This is a genomic window from Vibrio sabulosilitoris (assembly GCF_055391395.1).
On record NZ_AP029599.1, the window covers coordinates 278,188 to 297,380 of the forward strand.

The following is a 19,193-nucleotide window of genomic DNA, read 5'->3' on the forward strand; positions in this document are numbered from 1 at the left end:
CTAATATAACTTCAGGAAGATATATCATGAAGGCGCTAAGAAGCCCACTGGCATTGTCGAGCCTCGTCCTTATTCAGGCCTGCTCCACCATGCCATCAAGCGACACCCAAGAGGTCAACGTCGCTCCAATCATGGCCAGTCTCGACGCCCCTGAAACCATCGCACCGCAACCCTTTATCATTCGTGGAGAAGTCGTTCTGGGCCATGAGACTCGTGCGATCAAGCCCTGTGGCAGTTCGCAGCAGTACTGGGTTAATATGCCTATTGAGCAACGTGAGCAAGCGATGTCTCTGACCGCTCGCCCCTATCAGCCCTTGTACGGCGAGCTCATCGGCTATCTAACTCCGCCGAGCCATCATGGCTTTGATTCGGATTACGATGGCGTGCTTAATGTCACCGCCGTCAATATTCTCAGCGCGGAGAACCCGAATCGCTGTAATCAAGATCTCAGATCCACACGAGCATTTGGCACCGAACCTTTTTGGTCAGCAAGCTTTGAGCCTCAGGGACTAAGCTTTGCTCAAATGGGACAAGAGCCGAGCGTAATCGCAATCAAAGCGCAGCAAAGCGCTCAACAGCAGCGTTCGTACACCCTTGATAAGGGCCAGTCTCTTACCCTAACCCAACAAGCTTGTAGCGATGGCATGAGTGATTCACTCTATGGCTGGCAGTCTAGTCTGTCATTATCCGACAGGGACTACCAAGGCTGCGCCACCTTGTCGAGTCAAGATCACAGCTTGGAGTGGGTCGGCGCATATCAAGCCGCTGCCACCGACAATCCACAGTTCAACATCCACCTTGAGCTCAATGCCGATCACAGTGCTCGCACCACCTATGAGTACCTCGATGGCCAGCCCTCAACCGTCGAGCAAGGCTATTGGCAACAGCTCAACGATCATCAAGTAATGGTAACCATGACGCGCCACCAGCGACAGCACTTGGTCTCACAGCGTATCTTTACCCGTGAGGGTGAATTGCTTAAGGCGGATAAGGAGCAAGTCAGCGATATAGTGTATCCGATAGCCAACGGGGGCCTGACCCTGTTCAAAGCCGCCAAGCAAACGACCTCGAGCCCTCAACAGTGACTCCAGTGGTGAATAGGTGCAGCAGTTGCGGCTTGATCCACCAATGTATTTGCGCCAAGGTGCCCAAGCTTGATAACCATGTTCATATTGCGCTGCTTACGCATGAGAATGAGCTGAGTCGTGAGACCAATACCGGACGCTGGGCGCATAAAATGCTGCCACACTGCGAGGTTCATGTTTGGCAACGTAAGGTGTTGCCCGAGCGGTTAATCGAGCAAATAGAGAGTGGTGATTATCGGCCCTTAGTGGTCTTTCCGGGTGAGGATAGTCAGCTTTTGGAGCAAAAAGATCATCATGTTCTAAATACTCTAAAGGCTGTACCGCCGCTGTATATTGTTATCGATGCCACCTGGCAAGAAGCCAAAAAGATGCTCAATAAGAGCGCTTGGCTACAAGCACTACCCAAGGTGGAACTCGCAACCAATCAAGCCTCTGGCTACCACTTAAGACGCAACCAATCCGCTGGTAATCTGTGTACTTTGGAGGTGGTCGCTGAGCTTTTAAGAGTGGAAGGAGATGGAAACAGCGCCGAACAGATTGCGCCGTTTCTTGATTTTTATATGGCGAGCTACCAAGCCGACAAGAGCGGTCACGCGCTAAAAGCTGAGTAGCGATTTCAAGTGGCGGATCTCAACATCGGGCAGCACACGAGCGTGCTTGGCTGAGCGCAGATTTGCGCCTTGGTCGTTAATCCAGCACGTTCTCATGCCCGCATGCTGAGCACCAAGCACATCGGAACGCAGATGATCCCCCACGTGCAACACCTCGCCAGCCGGTAGGCCTAGGTGCGCGATCGCTTTATCAAACATCTCTGGATAAGGTTTGCTCAGACCATCAGGCCCGGCTTGATAGACCTGCTGGAAATACTCACCTAATCCAATCCTCTCAACGTCAACGTTACCATTAGTGATGGCAATCAACGGGTAGCGACTAGCAAGCTCACGCATCACACGATAACTTTGCTCGGGCACAGTAAAGTCACTGCGCAAACGCAATACCTCGGCAATGGCGGCATTTGCCGCTAGCCTTGCTTGCTCGGCGTCATAGCCAAGCTCAGACAAGCCAGACTCAATCTGGCGATGACGCCAGCGAGTAACATCGTGGATAAGCTCCGGGGCTTGCTCGAGTACCTGGCGTTTATGTTGTTGCCACCACGCCAGTGGACGGCTCTGAGCGATTGGGTGCTGCTGCAATAACCAAGCCGTTGCCTGCTGCTCCACCCGCATAATGATTGGGCGGTTGTCATACAGGGTATCATCTAGGTCAAACGTCATTGCCTTGATGGGAGCAAAAGAGCGGTAAAACAGCATCAATCGGTTTCCTTTTTCTTGGCTCGAGGATGAGCCTGATCATACGCTTGAGCGAGGTGTTGGAAGTCCAAGTGGGTGTAGATTTGGGTGGTTGAGATATTCTCGTGTCCCAAAAGCTCTTGCACCGCGCGCAGGTTGTTGCTCGACTCTAATACGTGAGTGGCAAACGAATGGCGCAGTTTGTGCGGGCTAATGTGGCTGGCGACAGCCTGCTTTTGCCCCCATTCCGCCATACGCTTTTGCACATTACGATGGGAGATCCGCTGGCCAAGCTTAGAGATAAACAGCGCCTTTTCATTACCCTTCAGTAGGCTCGAGCGCACCTTAAGCCAGCGCGCCACCCACTCTTGAGCTTGCCCTGAGAAAGGGACTTTGCGTTCCTTATCTCCCTTACCGACCACTCGGATCTCGCCGGCGCGCATGGAGATATCACGCACATCAATACTCACAAGTTCAGCCAAACGTAAGCCAGCACCGTACATCAACTCCATCATGGCTCGGTCGCGGATTGACAAGGGATCATCCTCATCCACCTCAAGAAGCTGGCCCACCTCATCAACATCAAGGTTCTTTGGCAGAGGGCGCTGTTTACGTGGTGCTGAGACACCTTTGGCAGGGTTAGCGGTAAGCTCGCCACGTAAGACCAAGAAATCAAAAAAGCTGCGCAATGATGAAAGCCGAGTCGCAAGACTGCTTGGTTTCATCCCCTCACGCATCCCTTTACTGGCCAATTGACGCACCCACCCTGCATCCACTTGAGACCAATCTTTGAGTCCCATCTGCACAAGATGATGCGCCATTGTTTCTAGCTGCTGTTTGTAGTTACGCTGAGTGTGAAGGCTGAGGGATTTTTCACTGCGTAAATACTCGTAGAAACGCAGCAACGACCTCTCAAGGGCTCTTGGCAGCTCTGCGGGCAGTTCGCTAGGCGGTGGTGTGACAGATTCGCTCATCCGAAACCACCGCTTGCCAAGGTTGGGTGTTGATCACATGGGTAAACACCAGGGCTAAATGACGCAGGAATAAGGTATCCATCTGGGGCTGAAAATGGCCACCATCGTCACTCGAAAAAGCCAGTAGTCCGTATGGTTTGCCAAACCCGAGAGGCAGCACCACGTAAGAGCCTAGTTCCGGTGCGCGTTCATCCTGACTAAACAGCGCATGGCGGTCACTCTGGCGCAAACGACCAAGATAAGCGGGCTTGCCATTGATGTGATTGGTTACAAAACGTTGAAAAACATCCGCGGCCAATTGCATCGACGAGTTCTCGCTTTCCACCAGCTTGATATAGGCCTTTAACCCAAGGTCGCGAGCCAGGCTCTCGATGGCCTTGATCGCCTCATCGATAGAGCGGCTTTTAAGTACCTGCTCTTGAAGACTCATAAAGTCATGAAAGGTTTGATCGTTCTGGCGAGCCAGTGACATCAGTGCCGTGATCTCTTCCTCAAGCTCTTCAATTCGCTGACGCTGACGCTGCAACTGAACGTGCACTAAGGAAACCGCACCTTGGTCTTGATGTGGAAGCGCAAGGCGCTCGACCAAATCTGGACGTGATAAAAAGAAATCTGGGTGATCGCGAAGATACTCGGCGACCACCTCAGCGGTTAAAGCATTGGCTTCCACTTGAGACAAAATCAATCCCTGCGCTAAATATGAAACTGAGGCTATTGTAGCGCACTATGGTGCCTAAGACACTTTAGCAATTGATTAAGAAAGAGCAATTTAGCAAGAAAGCTGCCCATCGAAGACGTGCGTTGCTGGTCCAGTCATATACAGTGGCTTATTACCACCCTGCCATTGGATGCGCAGCTCACCACCGGGTAAGATCACGCGCACGCTTTCATCCAGTAAGCCCTGCAAAATACCCACAGCAACCGCCCCACAGGCACCGCTGCCACACGCCTGGGTTTCACCAGCGCCGCGCTCATACACACGCAGTTTCACCGTGTTGCGGTTAATGACCTGCATAAAGCCCGCGTTCACGCGCTCAGGGAAACGCTCATGGGATTCGAGTAATGGCCCAAGACGCTCAACATCGGCAGAGTCAACATCATCGACCACAGTCACAACATGCGGATTACCCATGCTAACCGCGCCACAAAACAGGGTTTTGTCGTCCGCTCGTAAGATATAGGTCTTCTCTTGCTGTTTGGCCTTAAAAGGGATCTTATTCGGCTCAAACTCTGGCACACCCATATTCACCGTGACCTGGTCATCCTCTTCAATATTAAGGATCATCTTGCCTTTTTTGGTGCTGACACTGATGCTGAACTTATTGGTCAACCCCTTCATGCGCACAAAGCGTGCGAAGCATCGCGCCCCATTACCACACTGCTCAACCTCACTCCCATCGGCATTAAAAATTCGATAGTGGAAGTCGGTTTCTGGATCGTAAGGCGCCTCAACCACCAAAAGCTGGTCAAAGCCGACCCCAGTATGACGATCCGCCAAACGGCGGATCAGCTCAGGTGAAAAGAAGATATTTTGGGTAATGCAGTCAACGACCATAAAGTCATTACCCAAACCATGCATTTTAGAAAAGTGAAAGTGCATTAGTAACTCATTACTCCGGTAATACTTGCTCTAGCGCCCACAGACTCGAAAGCTCTTCGCGCTGGCGTACTAGGTGCACCTGATTGCCATCAACCATCACCTCAGCAACGCGTGCACGTGTGTTGTAATTGGATGACATGACAAAGCCATAAGCCCCTGCCGAGCGCACGGCCAAGAGATCGCCCTGCTCAAGCGATAAGTCACGGTCTTTACCGATAAAGTCACCCGTTTCACAGATTGGCCCGACAAGGTCGTAAGAGGTTTTCTCACCTTGGCGCGGGACAACCGGCACGATGTCTTGCCAAGCTTGATACAGCGCTGGACGCATCAGATCGTTCATTGCCGCATCTACAATCGCGAAATTCTTATGCTCGGTGTGCTTGAGGAACTCAACTTTAGTTACAAGTACCCCAGCGTTAGCCGCGATGGCACGACCCGGCTCAAAGATAAGCTCAAGGTCGGCGTGGTTCACCAGGCGCTCCATTAGGGCACGCGCATAGTCCGATGGCTGAGGAGGCATTTCGTCACGATAAACCACACCAAGGCCACCACCAACATCGAGGTGCTTAATGGTGATCCCTTGCTGCTTAAGCTCATCAATTAGGGCAAGCAAACGGTCAGTCGCATCAATAAATGGCTCGATATCGGTGAGCTGTGAGCCAATATGGCAATCGATGCCGTGAATCGCGAGATTTTCTAGCCCTTGGGCAAACTTGTACACCGCTGGTGCGCGGTCAAAAGCTATACCAAATTTGTTCTCGCGCAGACCCGTTGAGATGTACGGGTGAGTATTGGCATCGACATCAGGGTTAATCCGCAGCGAGATCGGCGCAATCAGAGACAGCTCTCCCGCCACTTTGTTCAGTCGCTCCAGCTCTGGCTCGGATTCAACATTAAAACACTTGATCCCAAGTTCTAATGCGCGCTTCATCTCGGCTTCTGTCTTACCGACACCAGAGAACACGACCTTTTTAGGATCACCGCCCGCTGCGACCACACGCTCTAGCTCACCACCAGAGACGATATCAAAGCCTGAGCCAAGGCGTGCCAGCACGTTCAAAACACCTAAGTTAGAGTTGGCTTTAACCGCATAACAGACCAAGTGTGGGTGATCGCCCACCGATTTATCAAACGCATTCCAATGGCGCTCGAGAGTGGCGCGTGAGTATACGTATAGAGGGGTTCCGTGTTGCTCTGCGAGAGAAGTCAATGCGACATCTTCTGCCCAAAGCTGGCCATCTCCCTGATAGTTGAAGTAATCCAAGTTTGTTTCCCTTAATCTGACCGATGGTTTTATCCTGGTGTTTTCACATCCAGAGCATCTAAGTGCGTGTTGTGCAATTATCCAGTGATTATTGCGCTTGTTCGTTTTGCGTATCGTCTTGTGGCAATGTTAGCGCGCCAGATTGACCGCACCCAACAAGAGCCAGAGACGAGAGCATAAAAATAACTGCCAAGAAGTTTTTCATAATGCTTGTCGTGATTATTTTTTCGATGCCCCCTATAATCGCACCACAATTAAGAAAAGCAATAGGATGGACCGATGAACGAGACTGAATTTCATCAACTCGCCGATATTCAAATGGAAACCATTGAGGAGATGATTGACGACTCTGGTGCTGACATCGACTACGAGACGTCAGGCAATGTCATGACATTGGAATTTGAAGACCGCAGCCAGATCATTATTAATCGCCAAGAGCCAATGCGCGAGATATGGTTAGCCTCAAAATCTGGAGGGTTTCACTTCCAGTGGTCAGGTGAGGCCTGGATGTGCTCTAAGACAGGCCAAGAGCTAATTGCAATGGTCAAAGCCGAGTGCGAAAAGCACGCTGGCGAAGATATCGACTGGGATTAAGACAGCACGCTTCTAAGCGCTGGCCACTTTGCGTGAGCGCTTGGAATCGCTGTTACGATACGGTATGACGTAGCTTTCACCCTCAGTTGGGTGCACCACTTCATAGTACTGCGGCAGATTAAAGTTGATCAGCTTAGAAGAGATCGAACGCTCATCTTTGACCGAGGTGTAGAAGCTGTTCACACTGGCGATCAACTCATCTTTTTCACCGACCAGCTTTTGATAAACCTCTACCTGATTCGACTCATCTAAGACATAGATATTAAAGCCACTAGACGCGGTATCCTCAAAGAAGAACTGCACCAAGCCTTCACTTGCGTAACTATCGATGATGTTAGGCATCTGATAATCACGCTCTTTATCCAGCTTAAGCAGAGGCGAGCCCTTGAGCTTGTTGCTCGATATAGTGCGGTAAAAGTCGATCGAGTTCTCGAGCTTCTCTACCGACACACCACGTCGTTCAAAAAACAGGCCGTACATCTGATCAGCGATACGCAACCCTTTAAAACTACGACGCTTTTGTTGCTCGGTTGGCTTGAGGCGCATATCAATACACTCCGCCAACAACTGATAGACTGAATTACGGATCACGCCGCGCAGATGCTTACTGTAACAGAACACATCGATTGACTTAGGTCGAATCGCATCATGATGCATCTTGCCGAGCATGGTCTTAAGGGCTTCGAGCATCGCCATCTTACCTTTGAAGTGCAAGGTACGAACCTCGTGCCAAGAGTTGCGGTACACCAAATCAACACTGCCGACCAAACACTCATGCTGCTGACCAAAGCTGAACACATTCATGTTCTTGAAGTCATTACGGAAGGTGCGGTTACCTAACGTCGCCGTTGGATCTTGCTCAAAATTAATGAACATCGCGAGCTGATTGATTTCACACGGGCTCGCCAGCGCATCCATCGATGGTCTGGTGGCATTGAGTGAGAAGGTGTTACGCAGATCGCCCACCATTTGATAAAACTTGTCGATATCAATGTCGGCTTCGCGCACCACGGCATTAAGACGAGTAGACTCAGTGATCAAGCCGTTAAAGAACGACCAAGCCACCAGCTTACTAAGGTATTGGTTGTGCTCAAGCTTCGGCTGACCTATCAAGCGATGCGCCACCAGCGGCTGTTTGTACAGATACCAGCCCTCAGGATTACTCTGGCCCGGACAGACCTCAATAAAAGTGAGATCAGACTCGTGCAAGTCCGGAGAGATCTGCGGATTCAACAGGGTGACCTTACCCGGCAATACCTCAAATGCGGCGTAAAGTTTACGCGCCAAGATACTGATGTCTTGTGGGCTAATAGCCGACGTGATGTTGTTACGGCGGGCAAACTGGATAAGATTGCGGTAACTTTGCATCAAGGCATCAAGCAGCGAGTGGTGCACGACTTTAACCTGTTCAACCTTCCAATTACGGCGATCGTCCAGCTCTTGGATTTTATCCTGTGGCCACTCCCAAGCGTTGACCATCTCAGCCAGCGCCTCTCGACGCCAGGGCACCGATGCCGCACCTACTCCAGGCTCTCTAGAGAGCTTTTCGTGGGTTTTTAGGTAGAAACAACGACGTACGAGATCTAGACGGTCGTGATCGCCAATCCGCTCAAGATAGCGTGTTACCTTCTCGAGCATCAGATAATACGAATCCATCCCATAGAGATCGGGATCTTGGGCAAAGAAACGACGCTTGCTGTCCAAACTCAAGAGCTGAGTATGTGGATACTCCCATGAGTACGCCTCAAGCAAGATCGACTTAAGAACCGATTTGTATGGGGAATCAATACTTTTATACAACTGCCACAGATTAGCACCAAAGTACTCTTCGGCAGGAATGCCATTAAGCTGACCAAAATCAATCCACTCTCGGCAGTCAATGTATTTTTGAACGCAGAGCTGTTTGACATACTCGTCATAACAGTCTTCCATCTCCGGAGGCACAATCTGCCACAACAGGCGTTTACCGGCGAGCCTAACTGCTGAACGATAAAACTCATCAAGTAGTAGCATATGTTGCGACGAACCACAGTTGTCCCCGGTCATCTCCTCCGAATGGTTATGGAGAAAACGCTGTTCGTCCATCAAGAAGAAGTTCGCTTCTACCCCTTGGCCTTTTGCCCACTCGGTGATCAGCAAACACTTGTTGGTCAGAGATTCACGCTCTGTTGCCGACATCGTCGACGAAATACACACCCAAATATCGAGATCACTTGAGGTACTTTGACCAATCGATGAGGTACTGCCCATCGTATACAAAGCCTCAATCGCCGGCTCAATGGCGTTGGTCAACGAGTGACCCAGCTCAAGCTCTGTACGCTCAACGTACTTCTGTTGATTCTCATCGAGAGTAAGCCCGAATATACCGCAAGGTGTGTGGTCTGAATAGAAGCCAGGGAGAATAGGGTGGTTAAAATGCAGGAGAGTCGGAATGAGGTTAAAAACTTGCTGACAAGGCACATTCATTAACGACAGCGCACGCTCGATGCGTTGCTGGTTGAGGAGATCCAGTCTGTTAATCAGCTTGGTGGTGTATGCCTGCAAGGGACTGTCCTTGGTTAGTAATTTGATTTCTCACTTTGTCGGACTTTTGAACAAAAGAACCTTCAAAACGTGATCAATCTAACACTTTTTTCCGTTTAGGTAAAGAATATCGCCAGCTAATGCAGCGTTTCATATGAAATTTAGCCGTCGCCCACTCTGGCATCTCAGGTCTCAGTTGCCAATTATTTTTCGTTTCCTGCACGTGATCTTGGTCACGTAATTTAATTGATCCAACCTATGAGCAACATTTCACCTTTTTTGATGACATTCAAAGCGGTCACATTGTAGCGATTAATGATAGGATAAACCACATCTAAGCTAATGAGAACACAGATGAATACCAACACCCCGATTCGAATTGCAACGCGCAAGAGTCCGCTTGCGCTATGGCAAGCGCACTATGTGAAAGAGGCGTTAGAGGCTGCACACCCTGGTCTGGTAGTGGAGCTGGTCACTATGGTGACCAAAGGTGACGTGATTCTCGATACCCCATTGGCCAAAGTGGGGGGCAAAGGGCTATTTGTCAAAGAGCTTGAGGTCGCGATGCTTGAAGGTCGTGCCGACCTCGCCGTTCACTCAATGAAAGACGTCCCGGTTGACTTCCCACCAGGCCTGGGCTTGGTGACGATCTGTGAGCGTGAAGACCCACGTGATGCCTTTGTCTCCAACCACTATGAATCAATAGAGCAACTGCCCGCCGGTGCCACTGTTGGAACCTGTAGTCTACGTCGTCAATGTCAGCTTCAAGAAGCGCGCCCTGATTTAATCATCAAGGAGCTGCGCGGCAATGTCGGCACTCGTTTGGGCAAACTGGACGCCGGTGACTATGATGCGATCATTCTTGCCGCAGCAGGCCTGAAAAGACTCGAGCTTGAATCGAGAATTCGTGCCTACATCGAACCGGAGCAATCGCTTCCAGCCGTTGGGCAAGGTGCTGTTGGCATCGAATGCCGCCTGGATGATGAGCGCCTCCTAGGCCTGCTCGAACCACTCAATCATGCCGATACTCACACACGAGTGGCTGCAGAGCGCGCGATGAACCTCACGCTCGAGGGTGGCTGCCAAGTCCCAATTGGCAGTTATGCTCTATTGGAGGGCGATCAATTGTGGCTCAGGGCCCTAGTCGGCGAGCCGGATGGGTCTAAGATTGTGCGTGGTGAGATTCGCGGTCATCGCAGTGAGGCTACCCAACTGGGCACGACCCTCGCCAAACAATTGCTGGATGATGGCGCGAAAGCAATCTTAGAGCGCTTGTATCAGGAGAGTTGATGGAATCTGTGCTCATTACCCGGCCCGATAAACCTGGGCGAGCATTAACAGCACACCTCAATCAGTTGGGCATTTGTGCCCAACACTTCCCCCTGATCGCGATTCAAGCCCGAGACCTCGCTGAGCCTCTTGAGCCTGCGCTTCATCGTGCAGACATCATTATCGCCGTCAGCCAGTACGCCGTTCACTTTAGTGCCCCCCACATCCAGCAATGGCCAGCAAGTTGTGAGTATCTTGCTGTGGGAACAAGCACGGCAAAACAACTCGCTCGAGTTTGTCACTGCTCTGTGACCACTCCAGATATTCATGATAGCGAGCACTTACTTGCACTGGCAAATCTTTCTCAATCACAAGTCAGCGGTAAGAATATTATTATTTTGCGTGGTAACGGCGGACGAGAACTATTATTTCAACAGCTAGCAAGTCGAGGGGCTGTTGTAGAATATCGAGAAGTTTATCAGCGTAAACTTCTCTATTTTGATGCAGAATTAACCATCACAGAGTGGAAAGATAATCAAATACAACATGTAGTTATCACAAGCACCGAACAGCTAAACCATCTATTATCTATGTGCAAGGGACACAAAGTCTGGTTGCAGCAGCGTCACCTCTATGTACCCAGTGAGCGCATTGCAACGCAAGCATCACAGCTGGGCTTTCGCTCGGTAACCTGTACCCATGGTGCATCCAATAGTGTCATCAGCCGTGCTCTTCAAGCTCAGATTAAGGAAAATGACAATGACTAAGAAAAACAATGAGCCATCAGAAGCAGGAAAGAAGTCATCCCCACTCGACTCCGCTTCGACTGACTCCCCAAAAGACACTGAAACCATGCAAGACAGTGTGGCAAAGAGCAGCGACAGCTCAAGCAAGGCAGCGCCACAGCCCGAGCCTGAAGCAAGCGTAGAGTATGTGCAGCCATCGACACCACCATCCGATAAACCGAAGAAATCTGGCAATACTCTGGCCGTCCTAGCAATCATTATTGCCTTGGGCGTGGGCGCCGCTGGTTTTTATAAGTTGCAGCAGCAAGGTGAAAACTACCAGGCTGAGATCGCCGCATTGCGAGCGCAACTGGACGCCAAACAAGGCGAGCTGTCTCGAACCCTAGAGGCAACCAAAGCCAGCACACTTGAACAAGCCGCTGAGCTGAGTAACCGTGCCGACGTAGCCATTGAACAGCAACAAAATAGTATTGAGAGCCTTCAAGTAGCGCTTGCCGATGTCAAAGGCCGTCGGCCCAATGACTGGCTGCTCGCTGAGGCTGACCACCTAGTCAAGCTAGCCGGACGCAAGCTGTTTCTAGAAAAAGACGTCAACACTGCTACTCGATTGATGGAAACCGCCGATCAGCGCATTGCTGCGCTCAACGATCCAAGCCTAGTCCCGCTTCGCCAGCAGCTTGCGACGGATATCACCGAGCTTAAGGGGATCCCACTGATCGACCGAGATGGTCTGGTCTTGCGCCTTACTGCACTGCAGCAACAAGTCGACGGATTGCCACTCGCCAACGCCATCTTGCCAGAAGCGCCCATTGAGGAACCGCTGACTGTTTCAACCGATATCAATGACTGGCAAGAGAACCTGAAAAACTCACTTAAATCATTCAGCGAAAACTTTATCACCTTCCGCAGTCGAGATGGCAGCGTGATCCCACTGCTCTCACCACAGCAGCACTTTTACCTAAGTGAGAACATCAAAGGCAAGCTCGAAACCGCGATTCGTGCGGTGTACCTAGAGCAAGGTGAGGTCTATCAGATCTCGCTTGAGAACGCCCGTGAGTGGAGCGCGACCTTCTTCGATCAAGAAAATCACCAAGTCAAGCAATTCCGCCAGTCCCTAGCAGAGCTAGCAGAGCAAGAGGTGAGTGTCGACTACCCCACCAAGCTTGCCTCACAACAGCCATTGGAAGACATCATCCGCGATCGCCTGCGTCGTGAAGTAAGTGGTATCGGTGAGGAGGAGAAGTAATGTTTAGAATGGTGTTTCTATTTGTTATCCTCGGCGCTGGCCTATTTGTTGGTACTCAGTACGCGGGCCATCAAGGCTATGTATTGATCTCATTTGCGAATAAAACCATCGAGATGAGTGTCACCACCTTGGTGGTGTTTATGGTGATTGCGCTTGCGGCGCTATTTTTTACCGAGTACGTATTAAAGCGTGCCTTGCGCGCAACATCCAATACCTGGAACTGGTTTAGCTTACGTAAACTCAAGCGCTCTCGTCGCTACACCAATGAGGGCATCATCAAGCTGCTTGAAGGGGATTTTAAACTCGCCGAAAAGAAAGTCCTGCGCTGGGCCAGTCACCACGATATGCCGATGCTCTGCTACCTCGTCGCGGCAGAGGCTGCGTTCAATCAAGGCCTGACAGAGAAAAGCCAACAGTACCTTGCCAAAGCCGCTGAGCAAGAAGAGTCTGATTTAGCGGTTGGTCTCACCCGTGCCAAGCAGAATATTCGCAGCAAACACTTTGAGCAGGCTTTCGATACCCTGAGTTCGCTAAAAGCTCAGTATCCTAACAATGCTATGGTGTTGGATCTACTCAAGTCGGCCTACGTGGAGCTGAAGTTATGGCAGCCACTGATCGACATCATCCCAAGCCTAACCAAGGTCAACGCCATCTCTAGCCAAGATGCTCATCATTACACCATCATGGCGCAATCAGGCCTGATTGAAGATGTGGCTCAGCAGCAGGGCAGCGAAGGCTTATTGGCGCACTGGCAAGGGCTGGCGAAGAAGACCAAAACCGAGGTTGAATTGGTTGTCGCCATGGTCAAGCAACTCATTGAGCGCAAAGCCGACTATGAAGCGTTTGGACTGGTTAAAGACACGCTGAAAAAGCAATCGAGCCCAGAGCTGTACCAGCTTATTGCTGATATGAACCTGAGTGATCGCCACCCGGCTCGCCAATTCCTAAGTGGCATTGTCAAAAAGCAGCCGGAGAATGCCGACGCTCACAGTGCGCTTGGCCAACTCTACCTGCATGATCAACAGTGGGCTGAAGCGCAGAAACACTTTGAACTTGCACTCGCCAAGCGCTCCAGTGTTTCCGATTATGCCTATCTTGCCGAAGCTCTTGACCAGCAAGACCTCAATCAAGCTGCGCGTGATGTCTCACGCAAGGCGCTGACCTTAGTCAAGGCATAAGAAGCCCACCGCTCCATTAAGCAAAAAGCCGATATCATTCTAGATATCGGCTTTTTTCAGCTCACTCTATTGCGACGTACCGGCAGTGATTAACGCGGTACTCGGCACTAGAGCAACGTCATAGACAATTATTCTTGAGTTGGCTGCTCACGCTCAACTTGAATCTCAGTAAACTCATACGTCGATTTGTCTGAAGACTCATAATAGGTGCGACTCAAGATCTCAGCAAGCACACCGGTAGTCACAAATTGAATCGCCATCATGATCAGTAGTACTGCGACAGTCAGCATTGGACGGTCGCCGATCGCTTCACCTAGGATAAACTTATCCCACGCCAGCACCATCATCATCAAGCTACCAATGGTACCAAAGCCGAGTCCGATAGGACCGAAGAAGTGCGCCGGGCGCGCGCGAAAGCGCATAAAGAAAACCACTGACAACAAATCTAGGATCACGCGGTAGACGCGTGAGATGGTGTACTTCGACTCACCAAATTGACGCTCATGGTGGTTAACTTCCACCTCTTCGATTCGGTCAACAGGCACATGACACGCAACCCAAGCAGGAATGAATCGGTGCATCTCACCATACAGTTTCACCTGACGGATCACGCTGCCACGATAAACCTTTAGGCTACAACCGTAGTCGTTCAGCTTAACGCCGGTTACTTTACCAATCAGCCAGTTCGCGACTTTCGATGGGAACTTACGCATCAATAGCTTATCTTTGCGATCTTTACGCCAGCCGACCAAAAGGTCGAGATCTCGCTCAATCAAACGCTCAACCATGCGCGGAATATCCGCAGGGTCGTTTTGCAGGTCACCATCAAGGGTCACAATGTAATCGCCCGTTGATTGCTCAATACCCGCTTGCATTGCAGCCGTCTGACCAAAGTTGCGCTGAAGCGCGATAATACGCAAGTGATCTGGGTTGTTTTTCTGCTCTTCGATCGCAACTTGCAGAGTTCGGTCTGAACTGCCGTCATTGACTAAAAGTAACTCCCAGTCGAACGGAACCTCAGCCAATGCCTCATTCATTGCTTCAACCAGTGGGCCAACACTCTCTTCTTCATTGTAGATAGGTACAACCACACTCACCTTATAGCGGCTCTGGGTCAGCGAATTAGTCTCGTGCATAATAGTCTGCTCTCAATACGAAAATCTGGTATCATCCGAAAAGTTTTGGCTACTATAACCCAAATAGGCGTGTGAGCATACCTATGATAAAACGATCGACTTTACTATCAGTAGCGACCTTTGTTTCGGTTGCTATCGTGGTACAGCTGGTTTGGGGATGGGATACTTTGTTATCGTCGTGGCAAGCCATACCAATGGGTCACCTTGCTGCTTTTATCTCCCTCTACTGGTTTACCTACCTTCTTCGAGCCTATCGCATCCGCATCTACTTCGCGAAATCAAACTTAACTCTCTCTCTAAGTGGTCTCTGTTCACTGGTAGTGAAACAGACCTTCTGGGCTAACCTGCTACCGGCAAAAACCGGCGAAGTGTCCTTCCCACTATTAATGAAAAGAAAGTTTTCTGTCGCTTATACCGACTCAGTGCCCGCGCTGATTGTGCTACGGTTGTTTGATGCGTATGTACTTGGCTCCATTGCAGCAAGCCTTGCCCTTTGGCTGTGGTCACCATGGCTGGTGTTAATCTGGCTGCCAGTGGCATTTGTACTGCCTTTTATCTCGATAAAACTCTATCGATTTATGGTGGGAATTTTATACCGCTATCGCAGTCATAAGTACGCGCGTCTGGGGTGGAAGTTATTGAGAAACATCCCTCAATCACCAGTGACACTTATGCAAATGAACTTGCTATCTTGGGCTAACTGGGCAGTTAAAGTAGTACTGTTTGCCGGTATTCTTGCCAGCATGACATTTTTGTCCATCGATCAGACGTTGCTAGCCTCATTGATTGGTGAGGTATCAGGAATGCTGCCAGGCTTACCGGCAGGTTTCGGCAATTATGAAGCGGCGGTTTCGGTTGGACTCATGCCATACATGGATGGTGCTAGCACCAGTGACATGGTGGCTGCTGCTGTGAACGCTCATTTATTCATTCTTTTCAATTCGGTTTTTGGTGCAATGGTCGCTTATTCCATGCCCTCGAAGCCTTCCCATGGGTAATTTATAATGAAACAGGATCTGTTCTCTCCAGATGCCAAACCGGGTGATCTTATTAAGCCCCTTTGGGCGATTCTTATAGTGATCTCCATTATTCGCGCTGGATTACTGTCTCTGAGTTCTCTCGACTTGTATGTCGATGAGATCCAGTACTGGTGGTGGTCACAAGAGCTTGATTGGGGCTACTATTCCAAACCGCCAGGCGTGGCAGCACTGATTTACGCCGTGACATCGATATTTGGCAGCTCGGTTTACACCATCAAGCTTGGAGCTATCTTAGTGTATCCACTCTCAAGCTATGTAATTTACCTTCTTGGCCGCAAACTGGTCTCTGAGAGCGTGGGGTTTTGGTCTGGGGTCTTGTTTATCACCCTACCAGGTATCGCCCTGTCTTCGACCATCACCTCAACGGACGTACTGCTGTTCCTTTTCTGGAGCAGCGCTATGTTGTTTTTCATCCGTAGTATTGAGACCAACCAATGGCGAGACTGGCTGCTCTGTGCCGTGGTGTGCGGGCTTGGCCTACTGACTAAGTACAATATGGCCATCTTTGCCCTCTCCGCGCTTGGCTATATGTTGTTCTTTGGTCATATTAAAACACTTAAAAATCCACGCCTGTGGATCATGGCTGCCATTGCCTTGCTGATTTTGGCACCAAATATGGTTTGGAACTACCATCATGATTTCCCGACCTTCTCCCACACCGCTGAGTATGTCGACAAGCAAGGGCTTTACCCGGGTAAGATGTTTAGCTTTTTGCTCGAGCAAGCCGGTATCTTAGGGCCAGTCGGTTATGTCGTATTTTGGTGGTGGATGGCTAAAGGCCAGCAACCGCGCAATCTTCTGATTAACTTTGGCCTCCCTATGCTGGCGATCATCTCACTGGTTGCCCTGCAGGGTAAATACAATGCAAATTGGGCCGCACCTGCCTATGTGGCGTTTATCATTGGTATTGCTCATTTCTTGCAAAACAAACGCAAGTGGCTGCTGGCGATGCTGATCAGTAACCTTGCACTCGGCCTGCTAGTGCAATTGGTCGACCCTATTCTGCAAGCAACCAATACTGAGCTCAACGCCAAGCAAGATCCTTTCCGTCGTGTTCGCGGCTGGCAGGACTGGGGAGAGCAGCTTCAGACCTATATTAAGGCCTATCCAGAGGCAGACTTTGTCACCAATGGCCGCAGTGAAATAACCGAAGCCATGTTTTACGGCTTTGGTGAGCCAAGTGACAAAATCCGTGCTTGGGCGCCAGGTCCAGTGATAAAGAGTCACTTTGAGTTAACTCGCCCTCTGACCGAAGAGCACCGACAGCCTATGCTGTTCCTCACACGTATGCCTCAAGAGCGCCTTGAGCAATATTTTGATTCCGTTGAACTATTAGGAGAGATAACTCGCCAAAGTGCCTCGGATCGTCAATCTCATTACCAAGTTTATTATGTAGAAGGATTTAATGGATATGACCTTTGAGGATTACTCAACTAAGCTGAAAGGCCCTCTAATTGCAACAGGAGTGATTGCCTTAATCACTGTGGCAACTCGCCTTCTTAATCTCGACCTGATGGTAAGTGGATGGTTTTATTCAGTTGAAGAAGGGTTCTTCTTGCGTGGTGCCCTGCTTGAGCAACTGTTTTATAACAGCATCCCTTGGGCGGTAACGGCGAGCCTCTTATTCTTCATTGGCTTTGCGATTGCAAGTCTGTTGTTCAAGAAAGGACGTCAGCATAATCGTTTAGTCCTGGCCCTATTTATTGCCTTAGTTGTCGGCCCAGGGCTTATCGTAAACTCAGTGTTCAAAGATAACTGGGGCCGACCACGTCCAGTTCAAAGCGAAGAGTTTGGCGGCAAGCATCCGCATCGTGCTGTACTTGAATACAATTGGGGGAACTATGGTAAGTCCTTCCCATCCGGTCACGCTGCCGTACCTCTTGCCTTCCTGGTTCTGGCGTTCGCTGCACACAAGCGAGGCAAACTAAAGCTCGCTAAACGCTTAGCCATCGGGATCGTTGCATGGTATCTAGCAACCAGCGTTGCACGCATTGTCGCAGGCGGTCACCACTTTAGCGACGTCGCCTGGGCAGGATACTTTGCCTACCTCAGCGCCTGGCTTTGCTATCGCTATATCTACTTACCCGGAGAGAAGCAAGCCTAGCCTATCTTACCCGCAGCGCCTTGTAAGGCGCTGCTAACTCCCTCTTGTCCATATCTTAACTCCCTCCTTCCCCTTTGCGACTTTCCTCTCCCTATCTCTACAACTAAACGCTCTCTCTATCTAGCATCTAATGCTTACACCAACCTAAATAACCACAGCTAACACTCTATAAATGTAAATTGAGTACCGACAAATAAGCAGATTATTTGTGGTTAGATTATCAGTTTCGCTCTGTGTCGGTCTTGCAAATCATTTACTTAACCTGATTTAAGGACACAGACAGAAGAACATACGGTGATATTGAAAAGGTAAATGACCGAAGGTTTTAAGTTGAGATGAAGACTCGCGAATCTCTAATCTAGAGCTCTTGCAGCAACTTTGTCGAACACTAGGCGCTGTAGATTATGAAGGTAAGTATTCTTGGCTCTGACTCAGCATCGCCATCAGCGCCTCTTATCAGGTATCTTAATAACTCATGCCACAGTCATGTTGAAGAGCATCACGTTGAGGAACATGGCGTCAGAGAAGAAAGGTAAACAAGAATAGGATAACCAATTGGCTCGACATTAGACGCTCCACTAGGCTAGTCACGGGAAGTAATACATGTAGCACAACGAGCAAAAAACCACTCGCTCCTCGAAGCGCTAGCGTCCCCGAAGTGCAACGTCCCCGCCCCTCGACTCTCGTTTCTCGTTTCTCGCAACGAAGTGATCTCGCCTCTGAAGAACGAAAAAAGCCCAAGTCTTTCGACTTGGGCTTAATATAAGTGGCGGAGTGGACGGGACTCGAACCCGCGACCCCCGGCGTGACAGGCCGGTATTCTAACCAACTGAACTACCACTCCGCAGTGGTCTATTTAAAGTCTTATCTCTAGAGTGCTTTAAACAGATAATGTTCAAAGCCTGGCGATGTCCTACTCTCACATGGGGAAGCCCCACACTACCATCGGCGCTAATTCGTTTCACTTCTGAGTTCGGCATGGAAATCAGGTGGGTCCAAATCGCTATGGTCGCCAAGCAAATTCTTGCTTTGGTTTTCAGCTTTTTAAAAAAGCTAAAAGCCAAAATATTCGGAAAGCTGTTAAAGTTCTTAATACACATTCAAAGTTCTTAGCTTTGAGTCCATCAAAACCCTTTGGGTGTTGT

At 50.0% G+C, this 19,193-nt stretch carries 18 protein-coding genes, 1 tRNA gene and 1 rRNA gene; 10 read left to right on the top strand and 10 right to left on the bottom strand.

Features of this window, described 5'->3' with window-relative positions:
• Positions 1 to 26 precede the first annotated feature (26 nt).
• Together ACZ5R2_RS01455 and ACZ5R2_RS01460 are read left to right on the top strand one after the other, a co-directional pair.
• Positions 27 to 1,085, top strand: coding sequence for a COG3650 family protein (locus tag ACZ5R2_RS01455; RefSeq protein ID WP_464900472.1), 1,059 nt, complete (start codon positions 27 to 29; stop codon positions 1,083 to 1,085).
• An 8-nt stretch (positions 1,086 to 1,093) separates the two neighbouring features.
• Positions 1,094 to 1,696, top strand: a complete 603-nt coding sequence (locus ACZ5R2_RS01460; protein WP_464900473.1) for a tRNA-uridine aminocarboxypropyltransferase — start codon at positions 1,094 to 1,096, stop codon at positions 1,694 to 1,696.
• On the opposite strand, the gene yigB is transcribed toward ACZ5R2_RS01460, so the two are convergent.
• From yigB to lptM, 6 genes are all read right to left on the bottom strand, one after another.
• Positions 1,682 to 2,395: a 5-amino-6-(5-phospho-D-ribitylamino)uracil phosphatase YigB gene (gene yigB, locus ACZ5R2_RS01465; RefSeq protein WP_464902402.1), complete on the bottom strand. Its 714-nt coding sequence runs from the start codon at positions 2,393 to 2,395 to the stop codon at positions 1,682 to 1,684. The two genes, ACZ5R2_RS01460 and yigB, sit on opposite strands and share 15 nt — an antisense overlap.
• Positions 2,395 to 3,348: a tyrosine recombinase XerC gene (gene xerC / locus ACZ5R2_RS01470; RefSeq protein ID WP_464900474.1), complete on the bottom strand. Its 954-nt coding sequence runs from the start codon at positions 3,346 to 3,348 to the stop codon at positions 2,395 to 2,397. The genes yigB and xerC overlap by 1 nt, the downstream gene beginning before the upstream one ends.
• Entirely contained in the window at positions 3,320 to 4,027 is a 708-nt protein-coding gene (locus tag ACZ5R2_RS01475) for a DUF484 family protein (RefSeq protein ID WP_464900475.1), read from the bottom strand. The genes xerC and ACZ5R2_RS01475 overlap by 29 nt, the downstream gene beginning before the upstream one ends.
• A gap of 90 nt (positions 4,028 to 4,117) precedes the next feature.
• Positions 4,118 to 4,948 carry a diaminopimelate epimerase gene (gene dapF / locus ACZ5R2_RS01480; protein ID WP_464900476.1) on the bottom strand — a complete coding sequence of 277 codons (831 nt, stop codon included), beginning with the start codon at positions 4,946 to 4,948 and terminating at the stop codon, positions 4,118 to 4,120.
• A 10-nt stretch (positions 4,949 to 4,958) separates the two neighbouring features.
• A complete protein-coding gene (gene lysA / locus ACZ5R2_RS01485; protein WP_464900477.1) occupies positions 4,959 to 6,212 on the bottom strand; it encodes a diaminopimelate decarboxylase in 1,254 nt (417 codons plus the stop codon).
• Positions 6,213 to 6,300: 88 nt separating this feature from the next.
• Positions 6,301 to 6,417, bottom strand: a complete 117-nt coding sequence (gene lptM / locus ACZ5R2_RS01490; protein WP_464900478.1) for an LPS translocon maturation chaperone LptM — start codon at positions 6,415 to 6,417, stop codon at positions 6,301 to 6,303.
• 74 nt (positions 6,418 to 6,491) lie between these two features.
• Here lptM and cyaY point away from each other — a divergent pair, with 74 nt between their 5' ends.
• A complete protein-coding gene (gene cyaY / locus ACZ5R2_RS01495; RefSeq protein WP_464900479.1) occupies positions 6,492 to 6,806 on the top strand; it encodes an iron donor protein CyaY in 315 nt (104 codons plus the stop codon).
• 12 nt (positions 6,807 to 6,818) lie between these two features.
• On the opposite strand, the gene ACZ5R2_RS01500 is transcribed toward cyaY, so the two are convergent.
• The gene (locus ACZ5R2_RS01500; RefSeq protein ID WP_464900480.1) at positions 6,819 to 9,350 is read right to left on the bottom strand and encodes a class I adenylate cyclase; all 2,532 of its coding nucleotides are present in this window, start codon (positions 9,348 to 9,350) and stop codon (positions 6,819 to 6,821) included.
• 333 nt (positions 9,351 to 9,683) lie between these two features.
• Between ACZ5R2_RS01500 and hemC the strand changes: the two genes are divergently transcribed.
• The 4 genes from hemC to ACZ5R2_RS01520 are packed head-to-tail and all read left to right on the top strand — an operon-like array spanning position 9,684 to position 13,768.
• A complete protein-coding gene (gene hemC, locus ACZ5R2_RS01505) occupies positions 9,684 to 10,619 on the top strand; it encodes a hydroxymethylbilane synthase (protein ID WP_464900481.1) in 936 nt (311 codons plus the stop codon).
• Entirely contained in the window at positions 10,619 to 11,365 is a 747-nt protein-coding gene (locus tag ACZ5R2_RS01510) for a uroporphyrinogen-III synthase (RefSeq protein WP_464900482.1), read from the top strand. Before hemC ends, ACZ5R2_RS01510 begins: the two co-directional genes overlap by 1 nt.
• On the top strand, positions 11,358 to 12,590 hold the full coding sequence (locus tag ACZ5R2_RS01515) for a uroporphyrinogen-III C-methyltransferase (protein WP_464900483.1): 1,233 nt from the start codon (positions 11,358 to 11,360) through the stop codon (positions 12,588 to 12,590). The genes ACZ5R2_RS01510 and ACZ5R2_RS01515 overlap by 8 nt, the downstream gene beginning before the upstream one ends.
• Positions 12,590 to 13,768 (top strand): heme biosynthesis HemY N-terminal domain-containing protein, encoded by a 1,179-nt coding sequence (locus tag ACZ5R2_RS01520; RefSeq protein WP_464900484.1) that lies wholly within the window; start codon positions 12,590 to 12,592, stop codon positions 13,766 to 13,768. Before ACZ5R2_RS01515 ends, ACZ5R2_RS01520 begins: the two co-directional genes overlap by 1 nt.
• A 128-nt stretch (positions 13,769 to 13,896) precedes the next feature.
• Here the strand turns inward: ACZ5R2_RS01520 and ACZ5R2_RS01525 are convergent, their stop codons facing one another.
• Positions 13,897 to 14,904, bottom strand: a complete 1,008-nt coding sequence (locus ACZ5R2_RS01525; RefSeq protein WP_464900485.1) for a glycosyltransferase family 2 protein — start codon at positions 14,902 to 14,904, stop codon at positions 13,897 to 13,899.
• Between the two features lie 83 nt (positions 14,905 to 14,987).
• Here ACZ5R2_RS01525 and ACZ5R2_RS01530 point away from each other — a divergent pair, with 83 nt between their 5' ends.
• Genes ACZ5R2_RS01530 through ACZ5R2_RS01540 form a run of 3 tightly spaced genes read left to right on the top strand, consistent with a single transcriptional unit; the run spans position 14,988 to position 18,048 of the window.
• Positions 14,988 to 15,902: a lysylphosphatidylglycerol synthase transmembrane domain-containing protein gene (locus ACZ5R2_RS01530; RefSeq protein WP_464900486.1), complete on the top strand. Its 915-nt coding sequence runs from the start codon at positions 14,988 to 14,990 to the stop codon at positions 15,900 to 15,902.
• Between the two features lie 6 nt (positions 15,903 to 15,908).
• Positions 15,909 to 17,366: an ArnT family glycosyltransferase gene (locus ACZ5R2_RS01535; protein ID WP_464900487.1), complete on the top strand. Its 1,458-nt coding sequence runs from the start codon at positions 15,909 to 15,911 to the stop codon at positions 17,364 to 17,366.
• Positions 17,350 to 18,048, top strand: coding sequence for a phosphatase PAP2 family protein (locus ACZ5R2_RS01540; RefSeq protein ID WP_464900488.1), 699 nt, complete (start codon positions 17,350 to 17,352; stop codon positions 18,046 to 18,048). Before ACZ5R2_RS01535 ends, ACZ5R2_RS01540 begins: the two co-directional genes overlap by 17 nt.
• 767 nt (positions 18,049 to 18,815) lie before the next feature.
• On the opposite strand, the gene ACZ5R2_RS01545 is transcribed toward ACZ5R2_RS01540, so the two are convergent.
• Together ACZ5R2_RS01545 and rrf are read right to left on the bottom strand one after the other, a co-directional pair.
• Positions 18,816 to 18,892, bottom strand: a tRNA-Asp gene (locus ACZ5R2_RS01545).
• Positions 18,893 to 18,948: 56 nt separating this feature from the next.
• A 5S ribosomal RNA gene (gene rrf, locus ACZ5R2_RS01550) occupies positions 18,949 to 19,065 on the bottom strand.
• Positions 19,066 to 19,193: the final 128 nt, after the last annotated feature.